The organism is Faecalibacterium sp. Marseille-P9590 (genome assembly GCF_017377665.1).
Classification (GTDB): domain Bacteria; phylum Bacillota; class Clostridia; order Oscillospirales; family Ruminococcaceae; genus Faecalibacterium.
In genome coordinates this window covers 318,375-339,960 of the sequence record NZ_JAFREF010000001.1, presented here as the reverse complement: position 1 = coordinate 339,960, position 21,586 = coordinate 318,375, and the positions used below count along the sequence as shown (strand labels likewise).

General features: G+C 59.4%; 20 protein-coding genes and 1 tRNA gene. 11 read left to right on the top strand and 10 right to left on the bottom strand.

Going from position 1 to position 21,586, the window contains the following annotated elements:
* Window positions 1-5: 5 nt before the first annotated feature.
* From J3349_RS01665 to J3349_RS01635, 7 genes are all read right to left on the bottom strand, one after another.
* Complete coding sequence (locus J3349_RS01665) at window positions 6-1,136, bottom strand: sodium ion-translocating decarboxylase subunit beta (protein ID WP_158394691.1); 1,131 nt, start codon at window positions 1,134-1,136, stop codon at window positions 6-8.
* Window positions 1,085-1,279 carry a hypothetical protein gene (locus tag J3349_RS01660; RefSeq protein WP_207676231.1) on the bottom strand — a complete coding sequence of 65 codons (195 nt, stop codon included), beginning with the start codon at window positions 1,277-1,279 and terminating at the stop codon, window positions 1,085-1,087. The genes J3349_RS01665 and J3349_RS01660 overlap by 52 nt, the downstream gene beginning before the upstream one ends.
* A 158-nt stretch (window positions 1,280-1,437) precedes the next feature.
* The gene (locus J3349_RS01655) at window positions 1,438-2,853 is read right to left on the bottom strand and encodes an amino acid decarboxylase (protein ID WP_207676230.1); all 1,416 of its coding nucleotides are present in this window, start codon (window positions 2,851-2,853) and stop codon (window positions 1,438-1,440) included.
* Window positions 2,854-2,857: 4 nt separating this feature from the next.
* Complete coding sequence (gene scfB, locus J3349_RS01650; protein WP_149793733.1) at window positions 2,858-4,309, bottom strand: thioether cross-link-forming SCIFF peptide maturase; 1,452 nt, start codon at window positions 4,307-4,309, stop codon at window positions 2,858-2,860.
* A gap of 69 nt (window positions 4,310-4,378) precedes the next feature.
* A complete protein-coding gene (scfA, locus tag J3349_RS01645) occupies window positions 4,379-4,525 on the bottom strand; it encodes a six-cysteine ranthipeptide SCIFF (RefSeq protein ID WP_015563834.1) in 147 nt (48 codons plus the stop codon).
* A gap of 114 nt (window positions 4,526-4,639) precedes the next feature.
* The gene (locus J3349_RS01640; RefSeq protein WP_158389929.1) at window positions 4,640-4,924 is read right to left on the bottom strand and encodes a DUF2508 domain-containing protein; all 285 of its coding nucleotides are present in this window, start codon (window positions 4,922-4,924) and stop codon (window positions 4,640-4,642) included.
* Window positions 4,925-5,065: 141 nt separating this feature from the next.
* Window positions 5,066-6,070, bottom strand: a complete 1,005-nt coding sequence (locus J3349_RS01635) for a hypothetical protein (protein ID WP_207676229.1) — start codon at window positions 6,068-6,070, stop codon at window positions 5,066-5,068.
* A 177-nt stretch (window positions 6,071-6,247) separates the two neighbouring features.
* On the opposite strand from J3349_RS01635, the gene J3349_RS01630 reads away from it, so the two are divergent.
* The 4 genes from J3349_RS01630 to J3349_RS01615 all read left to right on the top strand — a co-directional run bounded on the left by J3349_RS01630 (window position 6,248) and on the right by J3349_RS01615 (window position 10,148).
* Window positions 6,248-6,439, top strand: coding sequence for a helix-turn-helix transcriptional regulator (locus tag J3349_RS01630; RefSeq protein ID WP_278251783.1), 192 nt, complete (start codon window positions 6,248-6,250; stop codon window positions 6,437-6,439).
* A gap of 128 nt (window positions 6,440-6,567) precedes the next feature.
* Window positions 6,568-6,641, top strand: a tRNA-Gln gene (locus tag J3349_RS01625).
* Window positions 6,642-6,795: 154 nt separating this feature from the next.
* Entirely contained in the window at window positions 6,796-9,099 is a 2,304-nt protein-coding gene (locus J3349_RS01620) for an ATP-dependent Clp protease ATP-binding subunit (protein WP_015563871.1), read from the top strand.
* Between the two features lie 68 nt (window positions 9,100-9,167).
* A complete protein-coding gene (locus tag J3349_RS01615) occupies window positions 9,168-10,148 on the top strand; it encodes a diacylglycerol kinase family protein (protein ID WP_207676227.1) in 981 nt (326 codons plus the stop codon).
* A gap of 102 nt (window positions 10,149-10,250) precedes the next feature.
* Here the strand turns inward: J3349_RS01615 and bilS are convergent, their stop codons facing one another.
* Genes bilS through bilQ form a run of 3 tightly spaced genes read right to left on the bottom strand, consistent with a single transcriptional unit; the run spans window position 10,251 to window position 12,342 of the window.
* On the bottom strand, window positions 10,251-10,742 hold the full coding sequence (gene bilS, locus J3349_RS01610; protein WP_207676226.1) for a flavodoxin family protein BilS: 492 nt from the start codon (window positions 10,740-10,742) through the stop codon (window positions 10,251-10,253).
* Window positions 10,743-10,801: 59 nt separating this feature from the next.
* Window positions 10,802-11,929 (bottom strand): bilirubin reductase, encoded by a 1,128-nt coding sequence (bilR, locus tag J3349_RS01605; RefSeq protein WP_207676370.1) that lies wholly within the window; start codon window positions 11,927-11,929, stop codon window positions 10,802-10,804.
* Window positions 11,929-12,342 (bottom strand): bilirubin utilization transcriptional regulator BilQ, encoded by a 414-nt coding sequence (gene bilQ, locus J3349_RS01600; RefSeq protein WP_207676225.1) that lies wholly within the window; start codon window positions 12,340-12,342, stop codon window positions 11,929-11,931. Before bilQ ends, bilR begins: the two co-directional genes overlap by 1 nt.
* 419 nt (window positions 12,343-12,761) lie before the next feature.
* Between bilQ and J3349_RS01595 the strand changes: the two genes are divergently transcribed.
* The 7 genes from J3349_RS01595 (at window position 12,762) to J3349_RS01565 (ending at window position 21,529) form a co-directional block, all read left to right on the top strand.
* Window positions 12,762-13,046 (top strand): co-chaperone GroES, encoded by a 285-nt coding sequence (locus tag J3349_RS01595; protein WP_015563875.1) that lies wholly within the window; start codon window positions 12,762-12,764, stop codon window positions 13,044-13,046.
* Between the two features lie 52 nt (window positions 13,047-13,098).
* Entirely contained in the window at window positions 13,099-14,742 is a 1,644-nt protein-coding gene (groL, locus tag J3349_RS01590) for a chaperonin GroEL (RefSeq protein ID WP_149793725.1), read from the top strand.
* 119 nt (window positions 14,743-14,861) lie between these two features.
* Window positions 14,862-16,454, top strand: coding sequence for a penicillin-binding transpeptidase domain-containing protein (locus J3349_RS01585; protein WP_207676224.1), 1,593 nt, complete (start codon window positions 14,862-14,864; stop codon window positions 16,452-16,454).
* A 105-nt stretch (window positions 16,455-16,559) separates the two neighbouring features.
* Complete coding sequence (gene secG / locus J3349_RS01580) at window positions 16,560-16,808, top strand: preprotein translocase subunit SecG (RefSeq protein ID WP_207676223.1); 249 nt, start codon at window positions 16,560-16,562, stop codon at window positions 16,806-16,808.
* Between the two features lie 131 nt (window positions 16,809-16,939).
* Window positions 16,940-19,060, top strand: a complete 2,121-nt coding sequence (gene rnr / locus J3349_RS01575) for a ribonuclease R (RefSeq protein ID WP_207676222.1) — start codon at window positions 16,940-16,942, stop codon at window positions 19,058-19,060.
* 12 nt (window positions 19,061-19,072) lie between these two features.
* Window positions 19,073-19,555 (top strand): GNAT family N-acetyltransferase, encoded by a 483-nt coding sequence (locus J3349_RS01570; protein ID WP_207676221.1) that lies wholly within the window; start codon window positions 19,073-19,075, stop codon window positions 19,553-19,555.
* 201 nt (window positions 19,556-19,756) lie between these two features.
* A complete protein-coding gene (locus J3349_RS01565; RefSeq protein WP_207676220.1) occupies window positions 19,757-21,529 on the top strand; it encodes an oleate hydratase in 1,773 nt (590 codons plus the stop codon).
* Window positions 21,530-21,586 lie beyond the last annotated feature (57 nt).

Here is a 21,586-nt window from a genome sequence, read left to right as displayed (position 1 = left end):
CTCCTTTAGCTCAGCAGGGTCAGCAGCAGTCCGCCGGCGATGACAGAGGCTATCTGGCCCGAGACGTTGACACTGATGGAGTACATCAGCAGGAAATTCTGGTTGTCCTCCTCGAGGCCCAGCTTGTTGACGACGCGTCCGCTCATGGGGAAGGCAGAGATGCCGGCTGCGCCGATCATGGGGTTGAGCTTTTTGCCCTCCGGGAGGAAGAGATTCACCAGCTTTGCGAACAGCACACCGCCGGCGGTGTCAAACACAAAGGCCACGAGGCCCAGTGCAAGGATGAGCAGAGTGTCGGGCCGCACGAACTTGTCGGCGGTCATCTGGCCGGCCACGGTCAGGCCCAGCACGATGGTGATGAGGTTTGCGAGGACGTTCTGCGCCGTTTCACTCAGGGTGTTCAGCACACCGCACTCCCGCAGCAGGTTGCCGAACATCAGAAAGCCCACCAGTGCTACGCTGGCCGGAGCCACGAGCCCGGCGATGATGGTCACGACGATGGGGAACAAGATCTTGGTCAGCTGGCTGACACTGCCCTTCTGGTAGGGCATCCGGATGCGGCGTTCCTTCTGGGTGGTCAGCAGTTTGATGACCGGCGGCTGCACGATGGGGACCAGCGCCATGTAGCTGTAGGCCGCCACCATGATGGCACCAAGGTACTGGGAGTGCAGGACGTTGGCCACGAAGATGGCCGTGGGGCCGTCTGCCGCGCCGATGACGGCGATGGAAGCAGCGTCCTTCAAATCGAAGAAGAAGCCCGCGAGGAAGAGGGTGAAGAAGATGCCGAACTGCGCCGCTGCGCCGAAGAGCATCAGCCACGGCTTCTCGAGCAGCGGGCCGAAGTCTATCATCGCACCGATGCCGATGAAGAGCAGCAGGGGGAACAGCTCGTTGGACATTCCGGCCTCAAACAGAGCCGAGATGGGGCCGACGGTGTCGCCCTGCGTGATAGCGCCCGATAAGGGCAGGTTGACGAGGATGGCTCCGAAGCCCATGGGGAGAAGCAGGCTCGGCTCCATCTTTTTTGCGATGGCGAGGTAGATGAGCAGGGCGCCGATGCCCCACATCACCACCATCTGCCAAGTCAGGTTTCCGAAATTGGAAAAGAGACTGGCGAATGCGTTCCAGAAATCCATGTCATTGCCTCCTTTGAAATCTGCGATGCAATGACGAAAAAAGAGACTTCCGCCACAGCATCAATTACTGCGACAAAAGTCTCAAGCGAACACATGACATCGGGCATTTCTGCCGTGTTGACGCTGCCATGCAGCGCTCCCATAAGGTGGAGCGCCCTTTACTCCCTTTTATCCAATTCTATTAAACCAGAATATGCGAAGCCTGTCAAGAAATGTGCGGGACTTTTAGCTGAATCTTAGGGGGGACTCTGAATATAGAGTAAAAAAAGAGGCTGAAGAGTACGAAAATGCTTTTTGCACGTTATTCTTTTACAACGGCCGCCTTCTCGATGCCATAGCGGGCAAAGAGGGGGAGGGCCTCCGGCGGGACCGTCTCACCGCTGACCACGATGGGGATGGCAGGCGGGCAGGAGACCGCCGGTGCGGCGCAGATGCGGCCCACGGCCTCGGCGGCAGGGATCATCTCCTGCGGTGCAAGGACAGCTTCCCGGATGGTGAAGCGGCGGGGCTGTGCCTCGAGCGCCCCGGCCAATGCCGCGAAAGCGGCAGGATCGTCAGCCGTAACGGAAACATCGGCAGCAGGGGCCTCACCGCAGATGGCGTGTAGGGCCGTTTGCAGGCAGGCAAACTCTGCCGCAGAACTCTCGGCGGAGGGCATCAGCACGACGTAACGGGGGTCGGCATACTCGCACTCCACACCCCGCTCCCGCAGAGCCTGCGCCAGCTGCTGGCCGGAAAGCCCCAGCGCGGCGGCGTCCAGCGTCAGCTTGAGGGGCTCGCGGTGCGCCCCGGTGAGGGGGAGTGCCAGCCCGGGCCGGAGGGCATCCAGCTCCCGGCAGAGCATCCCCAGCCGCCAGCGGCAGATGTCCAGCTTCTCCCGGAAGCTGTCGGCCAGAACCGCGTTGGCAGCGTCCAGCGACTGCAAAATGAGATAAGAGGGGCTGGTGGAGCCGAAGAGAGCAAGCGCATTGCGCACCGCGGCCTCGTCGGCCTGCACCGATGGCCCAAGATGGAGATACGCACCGCCCGTGAGGACAGGCAGGGTCTTGTGAGCCGAGTCACAGCAAAGGTCCGCGCCCAGCTGGATGGGGTGGCGGCTGCCCTCCTTCAAAAAGTGGAGATAGGCGCCGTGAGCGTTGTCCACCAGAAGGGGAAGGCCATGGGCGTGGCAGACCGCCGACAGCCCCGCGACATCCTGCACGAAGCCCAGATAGTCCGGGCTGGTGAGGTAGACGCCGAAGGGCGTACGGCTCTCGGCGGACAGCTCGTCCAGCGCAGAAGAGAGCGCCTCCGGCTCCACAGGGCAGGTGCAGAGCGTCCCGGCGGCGTCCGGCGCGGGCCAGAGCCACTGGATATCGAAGTCCAGCAGAGCCGCCGCGTAAAGCAGGGCCTTGTGGGCGTTCCGCGCCGCCAGCAGGACAGGACGACCTGCCTTTGCGGGCCGCATTTGGAGCGCAAGGTGGAGCATGGCCCGGATGCACTGGCTGCTGCCCTCGGTGCTGTAATAGGTGCGGGCGGTGCCAAAGAGCTGCGTCGCGTTGGCCTCGCTCTGAGCGATGATGCCCTCGGCTTCGTACAGCTCGTCTGCGCCCGCAATTTCGGTGATGTCAAGCTCTTCACAGCCCAGCGGGCCGCGGCCCTTGTGGCCCGGCATATGCATCCGGGTGGTGCGCTGCTGGGCGTAGCGACGGACAAAATCGACGACAGGAGTGTTCATGGCTTTATTCGCAGGCTTCGCCGTCTGCGCAGGCGTTGCAGGTGCCGCCCAGCTCGATGGGAACTTCGATGCCCTGAGCTGCCAGCTCCTGGTTCTCAGCAACTTTTATCATGATGGCGCACTCGACGCGCTTCTTGAACAGCTCACAGCCGTACTCGTAGACGCCGGTGATGCTGCCGGTGGCGTGGTAGGCGTTGGCTGCACAGCCGCCAGAGCAGTAGAGCTTGGCCCAGCAGTCCTTGCACTCGGGGCGGGCGTAGGCGTTGCAGTGCTTGAACTCATCCCGCACGGCGGTGTTGGTGACGCCCTTCCAGATGTCGCCCATCAGGTACTTGGGGTCGCCGACGAACTGGTGGCAGGGGTAGAGGTCGCCCCAGGGGGTGACGGCCATGTACTCGGTGCCGGAGCCGCAGCCGGAGATGCGCTTGTAGATGCAGGGGCCGCCGGTGAGGTCGATCATGTAATGGTAGAAGGTAAAGCCGCGGCCCTCGCGGTCGCGCTTTATCATCTCCTTAGCAAGGATCTCGTACTGCTCCTTGAGGATGGGCAGGTCCTCGGCGGTGAGGGCGCTGGGGTCGGTGGGCTTGGTGACGACAGGCTCCATGCTCAGCTCCGTGAAGCCGAGGTCGGCCATGTGGAAAATGTCGTTGGTGAAGTCGGTGTTGTAGTGGGTGTAGGTGCCGCGCATGTAATAGTTCTTGTCGCCGCGCTTTTTCACGAACTCCTGGAACTTCGGCACGATGGCGTCATAGCTGCCGTGGCCTGCGTAGTCCTTGCGGAAGCGGTCATGGACTTCCTTGCGGCCATCGAGGCTCAGCACGACATTGTGGCACTCCTTGTTGCAGAAGTCGATGACATCGTCGTCGATGAGCATACCGTTGGTGGTCATGGTGAAGCGGAAGTTCTTGTTGTGGATCTTCTCCTGCTCGCGGCAGTAGGCGACGAGCTTTTTGACCATGTCGAAGTTCATCAGAGGCTCGCCGCCGAAGAAATCGACCTCGAGGTTGCGGCGGGTGCCGGAGTTCTCGATGAGGAAGTCCATGGCCCGCTTGCCCACCTCGAAGCTCATCAGGGCGCGGTCGCCCTGATAGCGGCCCTGCGAGGCGAAGCAGTAGGAGCAGTTGAGGTTGCAGGTGTGGGCGACGTGGAGGCAGAGCGCCTTGACCACCGTCTGGCGGTTCTTGAAGTCGAACGCCATGTCCTTGTAGACGTCGGGAGCCCAAAGCTTGCCGGCGGCTTCCAGAGAGGCCACATCCTCGAGGCACTGGCGCAGGTCGGCCTCGGTGACGTCGGGGCGGTCGGCATACTTTGCCAGCATGGCGGCCACGATCTCGTCGGCAGAGTGTTCTTTGTACATCGCAATGACGTCGTAAGCCACGTCGTCCACGACATGGACCGAGCCGCTGCAGCTGTCCAGCACGATGTTATATCCGTTCAGTTGATACTGATGTACCATTTCATTCTCCAATCTATAATTGCCATAAAAAAATGCCGCCCTGCAAAGGCGGCATAGGGTCTGCAATGATTACTTATTGCTGTTCTCGCACTTCTGGTTTGCGACGCCGCAGGAGGTCTTGCAGGCAGACTGGCAAGAAGTCTGGCACTCGCCGCAGCCGCCGGTCACGACGCTCTTGGTCAGGTCACGAGTAGCGATAGTCTTAATACGTTCCATAGTTGAAAACCTCTCTAAGCTCCAAAGTTTCGCATACAGCTCTCTGTATACAGTGTTATCTTTATGTATGATAACACGATGTGCGGATTCTGTCAAGATTTCGCGGGTAGGTTTTTATCCCAGCGGCTGATACTTTTTCAGGATGGTATGCAGCCCCAGCTCCCGGGCGCGGGCCAGCAGGTAGCGGTAGCGGCACAAAAGCGCCTGCCGCTCGTAGATGCGCTGCTCGATGAGGTCGGAGTCCACCTCGAGGTCGAACATCATCGCGTTCCGCTGCAGGCAGAACAGGCACTCTTTCAGCTCTTCTTCCAGCTCGGGGTGGTAGCGCTCGTGCTCGTTGTCGCGGGGGATGCGGGACGAAAGCAGAGTCTGGGTGGTCTTGGATGGGGTTTGCAGCATAAGGCGTCCTCCTTTATTAACAAGTAGAAAATCAGGTACACCTTATTGTATGGTGCGGAGCGTGCAGAAAATGCCGGTTCTGAGGTTGGCACAAAGAAACCGCCGCCTCCGGGGGCGGGAGACGGCGTATGCTGGAAGTTATCAGAAGATGCGGTTGGCGCGGTTCATGTACTCGAGCTCACGCTTGGCGCAGGCATTCACATAGAGATTGATGTCAGAAGTGGTTTGCAGGTTGGCAATGCGGGCATTCAGTTCGGCACCCTGCGACTGGATCCCAGTCAGTTGGTCAGATATGCGCTCGGAGTTGCGGATAAGCTGACCAACCTTGCAGTTGGATTCTTCGATAGCTTCATAAAGGTCCTGCTGGAGCTCTTTGATCTCATCCAAACGCTGGATGACCTGATCCAATTTCGAGATAATTCTGTCCAGACGGCATTCAGTGTCATATTTGTTGTATGCACCTTCATGGCCTTCCAGCTGAGTGCATACGCCAGTATCGAAGTAGCCGTACAGGGAACAGATAGGAACGAGACCCCAATATTTTTTATGGATAACGCCCTTGTTGTATAGCTTGTTCAAAGTGTCTACAGTCTTTTTGTGTGCATCTTTCAAAGTTTTGAGCTGGCCTTGAAGAAGGAGCTTTTTAGGACGCTCTCTTTCTACGCGGAGTCGGTCTTGTTCGACCGCCCGATTGTATGTGGCCATAGCAGTTTCATAGGATTTTTTGGATTGCTGTTTGGCAGCATAACGAGCGTCGGATTGATTGTTCCTTTCGACAAAGAAAACGATTATGCCAGCGGCGAACAAAAATATTGCACAAGGGATAGCGAAAGACCTGGCAAGGTAGAAAATTAAAAGAATAGGAAAGAGAAGCAAGCCCATAATTCCCCAATCGGAATTGATGATGGCATCTGATACAGGTGCTAACAAAAGGAATATAAGTGCGCTGCCAAAGCACAACCATGTAAGTCCACTGATTTGGTAGTTGGAGTTTGCTTCGGTATAGACGGGCCTTGTGTACCGGTGAGCATCTGGCAGACAGGAAAGTTGATACTCTAACGATGCGATAACTTGATTTTGAGTATAGACCTCTTTTTCTAGCTCCATTAACATTTTGAGATGCTCTTTGATTGCCGCAGCGTTCATTATGACACCATCCTTTTTACCTCTGATATTGTCCACTTTCGGGCTATATCAAAATAATACTCCACATATGGATAATTGTCAATATTCGGGCAATCCTTTACCATTCTATTATAGATATAATCTAATTTGTTGGGAGTGGGACTGTCCGTGATTTCGTTTGAACCTCTTTGGAAAACAATGAAAATGCGTGGTATCTCCCAGTATAAACTGATCAAAGATTACCACTTCAGCGCTGGACAGCTGAACCGACTGCGAAACAATCATAATGTCAATACCTATACTCTCGACCAGCTCTGCAAGATTTTAGACTGCAAAATCGAAGACGTCGCCATCTATCTGGAAGAGGGAACTTCGGACATTGAAAAATAAACTTGACGGATTTTCGCGGATTTCTGAAAAAGTACAACTTTTTTCAAAAATCTGCTTGACAAAACGCTCGAAGGCGGCTATAATAGCACACGTTGACCGGCTCAATGCCGCGAAACACAACAGGATATTGGGGATTTGCATAGTGGTAGTGCGGTAGACTCTGACTCTACTTGTGGGAGTTCGATTCTCTCATCCCCAACCAGAAAGCCATCTGATTCGTTCAGATGGCTTTTTTGTTTTGTCTCTCGGTGCGTTTTTTGGGCCGGTGCGACACAAAGCTCTGATTTTTTCTCGCCTGCCGGGGCTATACTGTTTCTTGATGCAACAAGGCAACACGGAAGATAGGAGCCAGGCAAATGAGCATTTGGGACGCATTCGGCAAAGGACGGTATAAGGGCTTCTCCCGGGAGGCGGGGCAGCTGCTGGATAAGGCGGTGGAGCTGGCCGGAGGGCTGGGCTGCAAAAAGGCAGACACCGGCCACCTGCTGTGGGCGATGCTGCAAGCGGACGGCGGCCCGGCGGCCCGCTTTCTGGCCGGGAAGAACATCTCGGAGCTGGAAGTGCGGCGTCAGCTGTCCGCCGGGCGGGATGGTTCGGTCACCAGGCTTGCCCGGGGCGATATGGCGGCGGACCTGCGCCGGGCAATGGACTACGCCATCATCGGGGCGCAGAACGCCCACCTGAGCCGGGCCGAGCCGGAGCATCTGCTCTGCGCCATGCTGGAAGACACCGACTGCGCCGCCGGGGTCATGCTGGCATCCATGGGTGTCCAGCTCACCGAGGCGGTGCGGGAGTGCCGCCAGCTTTCAGGGCAGTTCATCCTGCCGATCCAGCCGCGCTCGGCGTCGTCGCTGCCGCGGGGGAGCCGGGCCAGCGACAAATATTGCCGCGATTTGACCCGCCGGGCGGCGGACGGCGAGCTGGACCCGGTGTTCTGCCGGGAAAAAGAGCTGGACCGGATGGTAGAGATCTTATGCCGCCGCCAGAAGAACAACCCCTGCCTTGTGGGGGAACCGGGCGTGGGCAAGACCGCGCTGGCCGAAGGGCTTGCCCAGCGCATCGCCGACAAGCAGGTACCCCGGATGCTCCAGGGGCGGCGTCTGCTGGCGCTGGACATGGCCAGCCTCGTGGCTGGTACGAAATACCGCGGCGACTTTGAAGAGCGGTTCAAGAATCTGTTGGAAGAACTCGTCCGGGACGGCAGCGCCATCCTCTTCGTGGATGAGTTCCACACCATCGTCGGCGCAGGTGCGGCAGAGGGGGCTATCGACGCAGCCAGTATCTTAAAGCCGGTGCTGGCCCGGGGTGAACTGCAGCTCATCGGCGCGACGACGAATCAGGAATTCCGCACCCACATCCAGAAGGACGCCGCCCTCGAGCGCCGATTTGGCCGCGTCCAAATCGAAGAGCCTACGCCGAAGCAGGCTGTGGATATACTGGAAGGTCTGGCACCCCGCTACGAGCGGTATCACGGCGTCCGTCTGCCCAACGAAGCCCTGCGGGAGGCCGTGGAGCTTTCAGTGCGGTATCTGCCGGGGCGCTGTCTGCCGGATAAGGCCATCGACCTCGTGGACGAAGCCTGCGCGGCGGTGCGCATCCGGGCCGAACGGGAAGGGGAGAAAGACCCCGTCCTCAGCCGGAAGGAAATTGCCCGGGTGGTGGCGCAGGCCAGCGGCGTCCCGGCAGAACGGGTGGGCGAAAAAGAGAGGGAGCGTCTGGCCCGCCTCGAAGAGCGCCTGAACGCCGAAGTCGTGGGCCAGAGCCGGGCTGTCGCTGCCGTGGCCGGGGCCATCCGGCGCAGCCGCACCGGGCTGGGGGAGCCGGGCCGGCCGATCGGTGCGATGCTTTTCCTCGGGCCTACCGGTGTCGGTAAGACTGCGCTGGCAAAGGCGCTGGCGGAGAGCTGGTTCGGCAGCGAGAAAGCCCTGCTCAAGTTCGATATGTCGGAGTATCAGGAGCAGCACACCGTGGCGCGTCTGCTGGGTGCGCCTCCGGGCTATCTGGGCCACGACGAGGGCGGTCAGCTCACTGAGGCCGTCCGCCGCCGCCCCTACAGCGTGGTGCTCTTTGACGAAATCGAAAAGGCGCACCCGGATATTCAGAATGTGCTCCTGCAGATGCTCGAGGACGGCCAGCTGACCGACTCCATGGGCCGCAAGGCGGATTTCCGCAATACCATCGTCCTGCTGACCTCCAACCTCGGCGCACGATTCCTCGCCGGGCAGAGCGCACCGCTGGGCTTCGGGGCGGGAAGCGAAGCCGCCTTTGAAAAGCAGTCGGAAGCCGCCGTTGCCGAGGCGAAAAAGTGGTTCCGGCCGGAGCTGGTGGGCCGTCTGGATGAGCTCATCGTCTTCCGCCCGCTGGAGGAGCAGAGCCTCTGCTCCATCGCCGAAAAGCTGCTGGGCCAGCTGGAAGAGCGTGCTGCCCGCAGCGGCTACCAGCTGACCCACACGGCCCGGGTCGGCCCGGCGCTGGCGGCAAAAGCACATTCGCCCTATGGCGCACGAGAGCTGCGCCGACAGGTAGACCGGGCCGTGGAGCAGGCCTTCGCCGACCAGATCGCCTCCGGCAGTGTGAGCCTCGGACAGCACTGGACGGCAGACTGTGCCGAGGACGGCACGATCGTGGTGCAGGAGACGCAGACGGCGGGTGTCGGCTGAAAAACTCTTGCATCTGCTCTGGTTTTCCGCTATGATAGAGGGCAGGAACTACCAGAGGAGGAAGCCGAATGCGCTATCTGTTTTTGCTCAATCCCACCGCCGGTAAGCGGGACTGCACTGCCGAGCTGGCCCCGGCCATCCAGGCCGCAGCCCAGCGGGCGGGCATCCCGCCGGAAAAACGGAAGGTCGTTGTGACCCAGTACGCGGGCCATGCCCGGGAGTTGGCCGCTGAGGCGGCGCACACCGCGCAGGCCGACGGTGAGCCGGTGCGCATCTGGACAGCGGGCGGCGACGGCACCTTCAACGAGGCACTGACAGGGGCGCAGGGGTGCAGCCTCGCGGCGGTGGGGTGTCTGCCCTTTGGCAGCGGCAATGATTTTCTGCGCACCTACGGCACGCGGGAAGAGTTCAATGACCTCGACGCCCAGCTGGCGGGCGGCGAGGTGGACATTGATTTGATGCAGACCGACCTCGGCCTTTCGGCGACCATCTGCGCCGCCGGGCTCGATGCACAGGTGGCTTACGGCATCCCGCAGTTCCGGCGCATCCCGTTCTGCGGCGGCGAGATGGCCTATGCACTCTCCATCGTCAAGCAGCTCTGCGGCCACATCGGCCGGAACGTGACCTTTACCATCGACGGCGAGGAGCTGACGGTGGACTGCCTGATGTGTGCCGTCTGCAATGGCCGCACCTATGGAGGCGGCTTTTATGCAGCCCCCGAGGCTCAGCCCGACGACGGCTGGCTGGACGTCTTCATCATCCGCAGGGTGAGCCGCCTGACGATCGCCCGCCTGCTGGGGATGTACAAGAGCGGCAGGCACTTCCGGAACGGTGAGCTGACGGAACAGGCGAAGCCCTACTTCATCTACCGCCGGGCCAAGTGTGTCTCCCTGCGCCCGGCAGACGGACGCGGCCCTATCGTGGCGACCGCCGACGGCGAGTGCGCTCCATGCGACGCCATCACCGCCCAGCTCAAGCCGCTGGCCGGGCGCGTCCTGCTGCCCAAACCGGCCTATGAGCGGTTCATGGCCCAGCGTGCCAGCGTGTAAAATGAAAGGATGAGAAGCACCCTGCACGTTTCTTTAGGTGCTCATCGGATGATCAACAAAGGCGGCGGCTTTCCTTGTCAAGGAAAGCCGCCGCCTTTTCCGTTATCTTACAGCCTGTTTCAGCTGCTCCAGGTCATCCGCATCCGGGTGAGAAAGGGCCTTGTCAAAATTCTCGATCATGGCATCCAGATTGGGCAGATGGATCGGCTGCTTTTTCATCTCTTCGTACCGCTGGCGTACGGACATCGGCATTTTGCCCTGACACATATAGCAGCCGAAAACAGTGTTGCTCTTGTCCAGCGAATGCTCCGTCTTTTTCAAGATCTTATCAAAGTATTCTTTACTGCCGCCGAAGCCGGCAGTGCCAAAGAGAAAGATGTTTTTGCCGTGCAGCTGCTTCAAAAAGTCCAAAGTGCTTTCATCGGCATTTCCCTTGTCCGTCCAGAAGCCTACATAAAGGGTGTCCGCTTCCATGGCAGCAGGATCCGGGATGCCGAAATAATCGCAGCCTTCCTGCGGCAGGCAGTCGTGCAGCGTATCTGCCAAGATTTTTGTGTTGCCTGTTTTGCTGCTGAATACGATTGCGTAACTCATAGCTTCTCCTTTGTGAATGTCTTTTTGTTGAGTATATCGTGATTTTTTGTCGGGTAGGTTTATGCGTTTTTTGCTTCTTTTTCTCGCAAAGCATCATAAACACAGCGGGTCCCCTGATGTGCCGTCAGCCCGCCCAGACATTTCTTGTTGCAGCGGAGACAGCGGTGGATCTGTTCCGCCTGCCCGTTTTTCAGCTTGTTCACCCAATCCGGGTCTGCCAGAAGCTGGCGGCTCATGGCGGCGCACTGGATGCGTCCGCTGGCGAGCTGCTGCTCCACAAGATCCGGGTCGTTCAGACCACCGACACCACAGATGGGCAGCTGGGTGTACTGCCGCACCTCATCGCAGAATTTGAGGAAACATCCCGGCTGGCTGAAATAGGGATGATCGGCGGGCGGGATGGTGTTTTCCAATGCGGAATGGTTTGCCAGCGTTACATGGAAGCTGGTCACACCCGCCTGCTCCAGCAGCGGAACGAACACCGGTAGTTCTTCTTCCACCACACCGGCATTGCCAAAGTGCGGGTTTTCCTGCCGGACGGCCAGCTTGTAATCAATGGGCATCCCCGGAACCGCCGCATGGACAGCCGAGACCGCTGCCGCCGCAAAACGGGCGCGGTTTTCTGCGCTGCCGCCGTATTCATCGGTGCGGTGGTTGAAGATGGCCGAACTGAAACTGCCGCACATCCGGTCGCCATGCACCTGCATCATATCAAAACCGGCCTGTTTTGCCAGCACCGCCGCTTTTCCAAACCCGCTGATGATGGTCCGGATCTTCCGTTTGGACATCTTTGTAATGTAAGGAGCGACTTCGGCGTTCAGTTTTTCCCGCAGCTGATCCGGGGTGATCTTCTTCAGCAGGACGCCGGGAATGTACTTGAACAGGGCCAGCAGGTTGGAATCGCTCTGGTGCAGCTGGGCACAGACTTTGCAATCCGCATCATGGGCGATTTTCACGACCTGCTGGTAGAATGCAAAGCCTTTGGGGTCAAATAGAGATTTTTCAAATTTGCTTTTGCCCACCGGGACATCGCCCACGATGATCATGGCACAGCCGCCCTGTGCAATGGCACGGATCTTTGCAAGGTATTCTTCATCCGACAGCCCGAATGTTGTCGGCGCAAAAATGATGCGGTTTTTCAGCTGCATCTCACCATAATGGATCGGACTCAAGATCGTTTCGTACATCATTTGCACACTTTCTTTTGCACTGCTTTTTGCAGTAATGTCAGCAGCTGCTGCCGCTCCTGCGCTGTCAGTCCGCCCAGACTCTGCGCATCCCAGCCGATAAAGACCTGATGACAGACCACAAAGGCGTTTTCACCCCTCTGGGTCAGCTTCAGGTGGTAGCTGCGCCCATTCTTTTCTTTCGTCAGAAAGCCGTCTTCGGCCAGCTTGTTCAGGCTGCGCTGGGAGTGGCCCCAATCCAGATGCAGATCTTTGGTCAGTTCCGAAGGCGTACAATCCGGATGCTTTCCTACATAAATGACAAAATATATCAGCCCGAAGCTCAGACCCAGTTCCTGTAACCGCTGGGTCGTGTAAGCGGCAAACTCTTTGTGCAGGGTCAGAATGCAGGAAGATACCGTGAATGGCTCCATTTCGTCAACTCCTTCTGCTTTTGAATGGAAAGCATTATAGCACTGTTACTTGACAAAGTCAAGTATTTTGACTGCACTGTGTTTCGGAGCGAAAATATGAAGGTGAACCGGAATTGCCCAAATAGAGAGGATCCCCCTATAGTTTAACGCACTGGTCTTATGACGGGTGCGTTTTTTGTTATCTGAAAAGTAGATGGAGCGTACATTGTTCGTACATGGCGAGGGCAAAAAGAACATGGCTCATGGAAAGGACATAAAAACTTAACAAAGAAATTTGCAAAACCCCTTGATTTTTGACTCCAAGATGAGTACAATACACTTAGCACTCAAGGAAAAGGAGTGCTAAATAACCGGGAGGGCAAAGCCCCCGGGACATAAAACAGTTTATCTTTTATATTTATAATAGGAGGGCAAGAACGATGAAGATCATTCCTCTTGCAGACCGTGTTGTTATCAAGACTGTTGAGGTCGAGGAGACCACCAAGGGCGGCCTCATCCTGACTGGCAGCGCTAAAGAGAAGCCTCAGGTGGCACAGGTCGTGGCCGTTGGCCCCGGCGGTGTCGTGGACGGCAAGGAAGTCAAGATGACTGTCAAGGTGGGCGACAAGGTGCTCACCAGCAAGTACTCCGGCACCGAGGTCAAGGTGGACGGCGAAGAATGCACCATCGTGCGTCAGGCCGACATTCTGGCCATCGTGGAGTAAGCGTCTTCCCCTCACACTGGATAATCAAGCTTTTACGAAGGAGCGATAAAATATGGCTAAGCAGATCAAGCAGGGCGAGGAAGCCCGCAAGGCACTGTGTGCCGGTATCGACACTCTGGCAGATACTGTTAAGATCACCCTCGGCCCCAAGGGCCGCAATGTGGTGCTGAGCAAGAAGTTCGGCGCCCCCGTCATCACCAACGACGGTGTGACCATCGCAAAGGAGATCGAGCTGAAGGACGAGTTCGAGAACATGGGCGCACAGCTGGTGCGTGAGGTCGCTACCAAGACCAACGACGCCGCAGGCGACGGCACCACCACCGCGACCGTTCTGGCACAGGCTATGGTCACCGAGGGCATGAAGAATGTCACCGCCGGTGCAAACCCGATGGACATCCGCCGCGGCATGACCAAGGCTGTCGCTAAGGCCGTCGAGACCATCAAGGCACACAGCCAGAAGGTCAAGGACTCCAACGACATCGCCCGCGTCGGCACCATCTCCGCAGGCGACCCCGAGATCGGCCGTCTCATCGCCGAGGCGATGGAGAAGGTCACTTCCGACGGCGTCATCACCATCGAGGAGAACAAGACCACTGCCGAGACCTACAACGAGATCGTCGAAGGTATGCAGTTCGACCGCGGCTACCTGACTCCCTATATGGTCACCGATACCGACAAGATGGAGGCTGTTCTGGACAACGCCGCCATCCTCATCACCGATAAGAAGATCAGCGTCATTCAGGACCTCGTTCCTCTACTGGAGCAGGTCATGCAGAACGGCATGAAGCTGCTCATCGTGGCCGAGGACATTGAGGGCGAGGCTCTGTCCACCCTCATCGTCAACCGCCTGCGCGGCACCCTGAACGTCGTGGCTGTCAAGGCTCCCGGCTTCGGCGACCGCCGCAAGGAGATGCTGCAGGATATTGCTACCCTGACCGGCGGCACGGTTGTCTCTGCAGACCTCGGCTACGAGCTGAAGGACGCTACCGTTGACATGTTGGGTCATGCCCGTCAGGTCAAGGTCACCAAGGAGAACACTACCATCGTGGGCGGCGCTGGCGACAAGGACGCTATCGCATCCCGCATCGGTCAGATCCGCAACCAGATCGAGGCCGCTACCAGCGACTTCGACCGCGAGAAGCTGCAGGAGCGTCTGGCAAAGCTGGCTGGCGGCGTGGCTGTCATCAAGGTCGGCGCTGCTACTGAGGTCGAGATGAAGGACAAGAAGCTCCGCATCGAGGATGCTCTGAACGCAACCAAGGCTGCTGTTCAGGAAGGCGTCGTTGCTGGCGGCGGCACTGCTCCCATCAACGCCATCCCTGCTGTCCGTGAGCTGTGCGATACGCTGGAAGGCGACGAGCGCACCGGTGCTAAGATCGTCCTGAAGGCTCTGGAAGCTCCTCTGCGCCAGATCGCCAAGAACGCCGGCCTCGAGGGCAGCGTCATCATCGACAAGATCATCTCTGCCAACAAGCCCAACTACGGCTTCGACGCTCAGAATGAAGTCTACGTCGAGGATATGATCGCCGCCGGCATCGTTGACCCGACCAAGGTCACCCGCTCCGCTCTGGAGAACGCAGCATCCGTCGCTGAGATGGTTCTGACCACCGAGAGCCTCGTGGCCGACCTGCCCGAACCTCCGGCTGCTCCTGCTGCCGCTGGCGGTGACATGGGCGGTATGGGCGGCATGTACTAAGCCGCAGCCTTTCCCAAAACGCGCATACTGTTTCAGTATCTGAGGCAGAGCTTCTTCGGAGGCTTGTGTACCGTCCCTCTTTTCTGCCCATACTACCGGGCAGGGAAGGGGGGCTTTTTATGTCGGGTCGGAGAGTGCTTGCGCTGTACGGGGCGCTGCTGCTGGGGTTTGCGGCGGTGGTCTGCAGGTTGTACTGGCTCTGCTCGAACACGGAGTACGCCGTGCGGGCGGCGGCGCAGAGCGAAGCGGTCCTCCGCCTGCCTGCGGCGCGGGGAAACTTTTACGACTGTGACGGCCTGCCGCTGACGGGCATCTCTCAGAGCTGGCTGGCCCTCTGCTTCCCGGGTGAGGGCAGCTACGCGCGGCTCTACCCCTATGCGGACGCTGACGGGCAGGCCAGGCTTTACCGGGAGCGGAATACTTCCCGACCCTTTCTGCTGGACGTGGTGCAGGATGTAAGTGGACTGGGCGTGCGGTGCTATGCTATTCCCCGGCGGTACGCCGCTGCCCCGCTGGCAGAACAGCTCATCGGCTACCTGGACAGCGAGGGCCACGGCGCAGCGGGCCTTGAGGCTGCGCTGGACGATGTTCTTTACACCGGCGAGCGGGATACACTGCACTGTGCGGTCACAGCGCAGGGACGGCTGCAGCGGGGCAGTGAGCCGATTTTAGAAAAAGCAGACTCTGCCCCGCAGGGTGTGCGGCTGACCCTCTCCCGCAGAATCCAGAGGGCCGCAGAAGGGGTGGCGGCGGAGAGCATGGCCACCGGGTGTATCCTTATTATAGATGTAAGCAGCGGCAAGGTGCGGGCCTGCGTGAGCCTGCCGGGTTTTGATGCGGCCAATGTGGGCGAGAGTCTGACTGCCCCGGACAGCCCGCTTCTGAACCGTGCTTTTTCGGCCTATGCGGTGGGCTCGGTGTTCAAACCGGTGTTGGCCGCAGCGGCGCTGGAAGCCGGAGAAGGGGACTTCATCCGGGAGTGTCCCGGCTACGACGCCCTGAACGGTCAGGTCTACCGCTGTGCCGGAAGCGTACCTCACGGCCTCGTGGGGCTGGGCGGCGCTCTGGAAAAGAGCTGCAACGGCTACTTTATCGAGCTGGGGCGGGAATTGGGGCCGGAGCGTGTCCGGAAGATGGCGGCAGCGCTGGGCTTCGGGAAGGGACAGGACATTGCAGACGGCCTCCGGTCTGCTTCTGGCGTTCTGCCCGAAGCAGAGACACTCGAAAACGAGGGGCAGTTTGCCAACTTCTGCTTCGGACAGGGGAAGCTTCTGGCGACGCCCTTACAGGTGGCCGGGATGATGAACACCATTGCGGCGGGAGGCGTCTACCACACCCCGCTTTTCGTGGAGTGTACCGTGGACGAGACGACGGGCGAAGAGCTCATGCCGCTGGCACATAGCTCGTCCCGGCGGGTGTTCGCGGAGCAGACGGCGGAAAAGCTGCAAGAGCTGCTGGCGGGCGTCGTGGCAGAGGGAACGGGCCAGCAGGCCGCCCCCTCCGAGGGGACTGCCGCCGGAAAGACCGGCACCGCCCAGACCGGCCAGTTCCGGGATGGCGAAGAGCTGAAAAACTACTGGTTCGCCGGTTTTTACCCGGCAGAAAAGCCCCGCTGGACCATCGTGGTGATGCAGGACGCCCAGACAGAGCCGGAAGTGTCCAGCGCAGCCATCTTTGCCCGCCTGTGCGACGCACTGAGCGCCGGGGCGTGAATGGTTTTGCTTTTTTGCTTGCTTTTTTGGCTGAGGTATGTTACTATATACTTGTATTTGTATGTTTGTTATCCAAATTTAACAATAAAAGGAGCGTTTTCATCCATGGCAGTCATTGAAATCGTCGGCGGCGTCATTCTGCTCGTCGTCTCGGTGGTCATCTTTGCCCTCACCCTGATGCAGCACACCCACGGTCAGGGCCTGGCTGGTGCCATCAACGGCAGCGCTTACGGCGCAAACAACGCCCGTCTGACCCCTGCGGACCAGATGCTGGCAAAGGTGACCCGCGTCGCCGGTATCATCTTCTTTGTGGTGGCCATCCTGGCCTGCGTGTTCGCAAGCCGTCTGGCCTGAGTATGCGCCCGCAGCCCCGTGATGAAAGCGGGGCTGTTTTTGTGTCTATATGTTGTTATAAAAGAGATAAGAGGGAAGAAGCCACGCCCCGGTGGAGGGCGGGCTATGGTAGTTAAGGAGAAAGAAAATTTATGTCAATGCGCGATAAAATCGAACATGCCATCCAGAACCAGCCCTGCACCGTCAAAGAGCTGAAGCAGAAGTTCGGCGGCGAGCGCGGCGCAGACCGCAAGGTGATGGAAGCTCTGGACGAACTGGTGCGAGAGGCTGTCGTCTGCCAGCGTCAGGGCGTGTTCTTTACCGTCCGCTCCGGCCGTGCCGACAAGGCTCTGCTGTGCAAGGTGGTCAAGCTGGGCAAGAACTTTGCTTTCGTCATGCTGGAGGACGGCACCAGCGACATCTTCATCCCCGGCCGCTTCACCAAGGGCGCAATGCCCGGCGACGACGTGCTGGTGGAGAAATTCGAGCATCCCCGTGTGGAGGGCAGCGACGAGGGCGCTATCCTCGCCATCCTGACCGAGAAAAACGATCTGGTCGGCACTGTGCGCCGGGTCGAGGGTCGTCTGCGCTTCGTGCCAGACGACTGCCCGGCCATCACCATGCCTCTGGCCCGCGACTGCGAGGGCGGCGCAAAGGACGGCGACAAGGTAGCCGTCGAGATCCTGAACCGCGGCAACCGTCAGGAAGACCACCGCGTGGGCGTCGCCATGCGCTTCGGTAGCTCCGACGAGGCCAAGCGCTGCGCCAAGGCTCTGCTTTACGCAAAGGACATCCGCACCCGCTTCCCGGATAAAGTGCGCGATGAGGCCAAGAAGTTCGAGGGCGCAGAGGTCTCTGAGAAGGACTGCGAGGGCCGCATGGACCTGCGCGCCCTGCCCATCTTCACCATCGACAGTGCCGAGACCAAGGACATCGACGATGCCATCAGCCTGACCCGCACCTCTGACGGCGGCTTTGAGCTGGGCGTCCACATCGCAGACGTCTCCAACTACGTCAAGCCCGGCACCGAGCTGGACAACGAGGCGTTCAGCCGCGCAACCAGCGTCTATTATGCAGATCAGGTCGTTCCGATGCTGCCCAAGGCCCTGTCCAACGGCATCTGCAGCCTGAACGAGAACGAGCTGCGTCTGGCTTTCTCCTGCCTGATGCGTCTGGACAAGGAGGGCAATCTGACGGATTACCGCTTTGTCAAGTCCATCATCCGCAGCCGCGTCAAGGGTGTCTACTCCGAGATCAACGCCCTGCTGGCCGGTACGGCCGACGCCGAGATCAAGGCAAAGTATGCCGATGTCATCGACCAGCTGCCCGCTATGAAGGAGCTGTACGGCCACCGCGCCCGCCTGCGCAAGGAGCGCGGCTGCATGGACATCGAGAGCGGCGAAGTCAAGCTCATCCTCGACGAGAATGGCCGTTGTATCGACGTCAAGAAGCGCACTTCCGGCGAGAGCGAGAGCATGATCGAGGAGTTCATGCTGCTGGCCAACCAGTGCGCTGCCCACTTTGCCCGCGTCAAGCAGATCCCCTTCGTCTACCGCGTCCATGAAGAGCCCAACGCCGAAAAGCTGGAGCGTCTGCACGCTCTGCTGCAGGCCTGCGGCATCAATGACCACTTCGCCAAGGACGTTCCCACTCCCAAGGAGCTGAGCGCCATCCTCGAGGGTGTGCGCGGTACCCCTTATGAGCAGATCATCAACACCGGTATGCTCCGCTGCATGTCCAAGGCTCTCTACGAAGAGAAGCCCAAGGGCCACTACGGTCTGGTGCTGAAGGATTACGCCCACTTCACCAGCCCCATCCGCCGTTACCCCGACCTGGCCATCCATCGCATCATGACCGATCTGCTCAAGGGTACCGAGAAGGAGACCATGATCCTCCGCTACACCGATTTCGCAGAGCGCGCCTCCAAGCAGTCCAGCGAGCGTGAGGTCATCGCTATGCAGATCGAGCGGAAGGCTGAGGACTGCTATAAGGCCGAGTATGCCCGCCGCCATCTGGGCGAGTGCTACGAGGGTACCATCTCCGGCGTGACCCAGCGCGGCCTCTTCATCGAGCTGGACAACGGCGTGGAGGGCTTTGTGCCTGCCTCCAGCCTGACTCCCTCCGGCACCAGCCTGACCGAGGGCGTCCGCCTGACTGACCCCGCTTCCGGCAAGACCTGGAGCCTCGGCGACAAGATGATGATCACCATCGTCCGCGCCGACGTCAATCTGGGCAAGATCGACTTTGAAGTGGCTCCCGCCGCCAAAGCCTGAGGAGGGGAGAGTATGAGCATCCGTCATGCACTGCCCGCTGACGTGGACACACTGGCCGAAATCGAAGCTGCGTCCTACCCGTCCGCTGAGGGGGCATCCCGGCAGAGCATCGCCGGGCGTGTGGCTGTCTACCCGGACTGTTTCTGGCTGCTGGACGAGGGCGGCGAGGTGAAAGCTTTCGTCAACGGCTTCGTCACCGATATGCCCGACCTCACCGATGAGATGTACGATGACCCCCATCTTCACACGCCGAAGGGTGCGTGGCAGATGATATTCAGCGTCGTCACCGCCCCGGCCCATCGGCACGAAGGCTGTGCTTCCCGTGTTCTGCGTCAGGTTTGCGCCGACGCGAAAGCCGCCGGGCGCAAGGGCATCGTGCTCACCTGCAAGGAACGGCTCATCGGCTTTTATGCGCAGTTCGGCTTCGTGGATGAGGGCGTTTCCGTCTCCACCCACGGCGATGTCGTCTGGCATCAGATGCGGCTGACATTCTGAGTCATCATAAAACTTTTTATCCGTCTCCGGTACGCCGGGGGCGGATTTTTTCTATGCAAACCTGCCTGTATGACAAAAATTGCGGCAGTTGGGCGATTTTGTTTGTTGTAGGGCGGGAAGCGGCGGGGTATACTGATGCCAGAACAAAACAAACCGGGGCCGAACGTGCTGCCGGTACAGAACAAAATGGAGGTCACGTCTATGTATTATTCCAGTGGCAATTACGAAGCCTTTGCGAGGCCCCGCAAGCCCGAAGGCGTGGATCGCAAATCGGCTTATATCATCGGCAGCGGCCTGGCGGCCCTGACGGCAGCCTGCTATCTGGTGCGGGATGGCCAGATGAAGGGGGAGAGGGTACACGTTTTTGAAAAAGACCCCCTGCCCGGCGGTGCCTGCGACGGCTACAAGTACGACGTCGGCTATGTGATGCGGGGCGGCCGTGAGATGGACAACCACTTCGAGGTCATGTGGGATCTGCTCCGCTCCATCCCTTCGCTGGAAACGGAGGGAGCCAGTGTGCTGGACGAGTATTACTGGCTGAACAAGGCCGATCCCAACTATTCCCTCTGCCGCGCTACCGTGAACCGGGGCGAGGACGCCCACACCGACGGCAAGTTCGGCCTGTCGGATAAGGGAGCCATGGAGATCATGAAGCTCTTCTTCACCCCCGACGAGCAGCTTGAGGACAAAAAGATCACCGACTTTTTTGACGATGAGGTGCTCAACTCCAACTTCTGGCTCTACTGGCGCACCATGTTCGCTTTCGAGAACTGGCACAGCGCTCTCGAGATGAAGCTCTACCTCAAGCGGTATATCCACCACATCGGTGGTCTGCCCGACTTCACGGCCCTCCGCTTTACCCGGTATAACCAGTACGAGTCCATCATCCTGCCCATGGTCACCTACCTGAAAGACCACGGCGTCCAGTTCTACTACGACACAAAGGTCGTGGACGTCCAGTTCAGCCTCGAGCCGGGCAAAAAGCAGGCGGCGGGCATCACGGTAGACCACAAGGGCGAGGTGGAGACCATCGACCTCACCGAGGACGACCTGCTCTTTATCACCAACGGCGGCTGCGTGGAGAGCTGCACCGTCGGCGCACAGAACAAGGCCACGGGCTTCGACCCCACCATCAAGCCGGGCAACGGCTGGGACCTCTGGAAGCGCATCGCCGCGCTGGACGACTCCTTCGGCCACCCGGAAAAGTTCTGCAGCCAGCCGGAGCTGACCAACTGGGAAAGCGCCACCATCACGACGCTGGATGAGAAGATCCCCCAGTATATCCAGAAGATCTGCAAGCGCGACCCCTTCAGCGGCCGCACCGTCACCGGCGGCATCGTCACGGTGAAGGACTCTAAGTGGCTCATGAGCTGGACCCTGAACCGGCAGCAGCAGTTCCGCGCACAGCCCAAAGACCAGCTCTGCGTCTGGGTGTACGGCCTGTTCAGCGATAAGCCCGGCGATTACGTCAAAAAGCCCATGCGGGACTGCACCGGCCGGGAGATCTGCATGGAGTGGCTCTACCATCTGGGCGTGCCGGTGGAGGACATCGCAGAGCTTGCCGAGCACAGCGCCAACACCGTGCCGGTCATGATGCCCTATATCGACGCTTTCTTCATGCCCCGCGCGAAGGGCGACCGCCCCGACATCGTGCCGAAGGATGCGGTGAACTTTGCCTTCCTCGGTCAGTTCGCCGAGACCGGCCGGGACACCATCTTCACCACCGAATACTCCATGCGCACCGGCATGGAGGCCGTGTACCGGCTGCTGAACATTGACCGCGGTGTGCCGGAGGTCTGGGGCAGCACCTATGACGTCCGGGCGCTGGTGGATGCCTCGGTGAAGCTGCGGGACGGCCGGAAGCTCACGGACATGGAACTGCCCCTTATGGGCCGCATCGCCCTGAAGGAGGCGCTGAAGAAGATCGAAGGCACCGACCTCGAGAAGTTCCTGCGCCAGTATAACGCTATCTGATAAGACGATATTCACGACGGAACAATACCGTCCAAAACAAAAGGCCGGGTGCTGTAT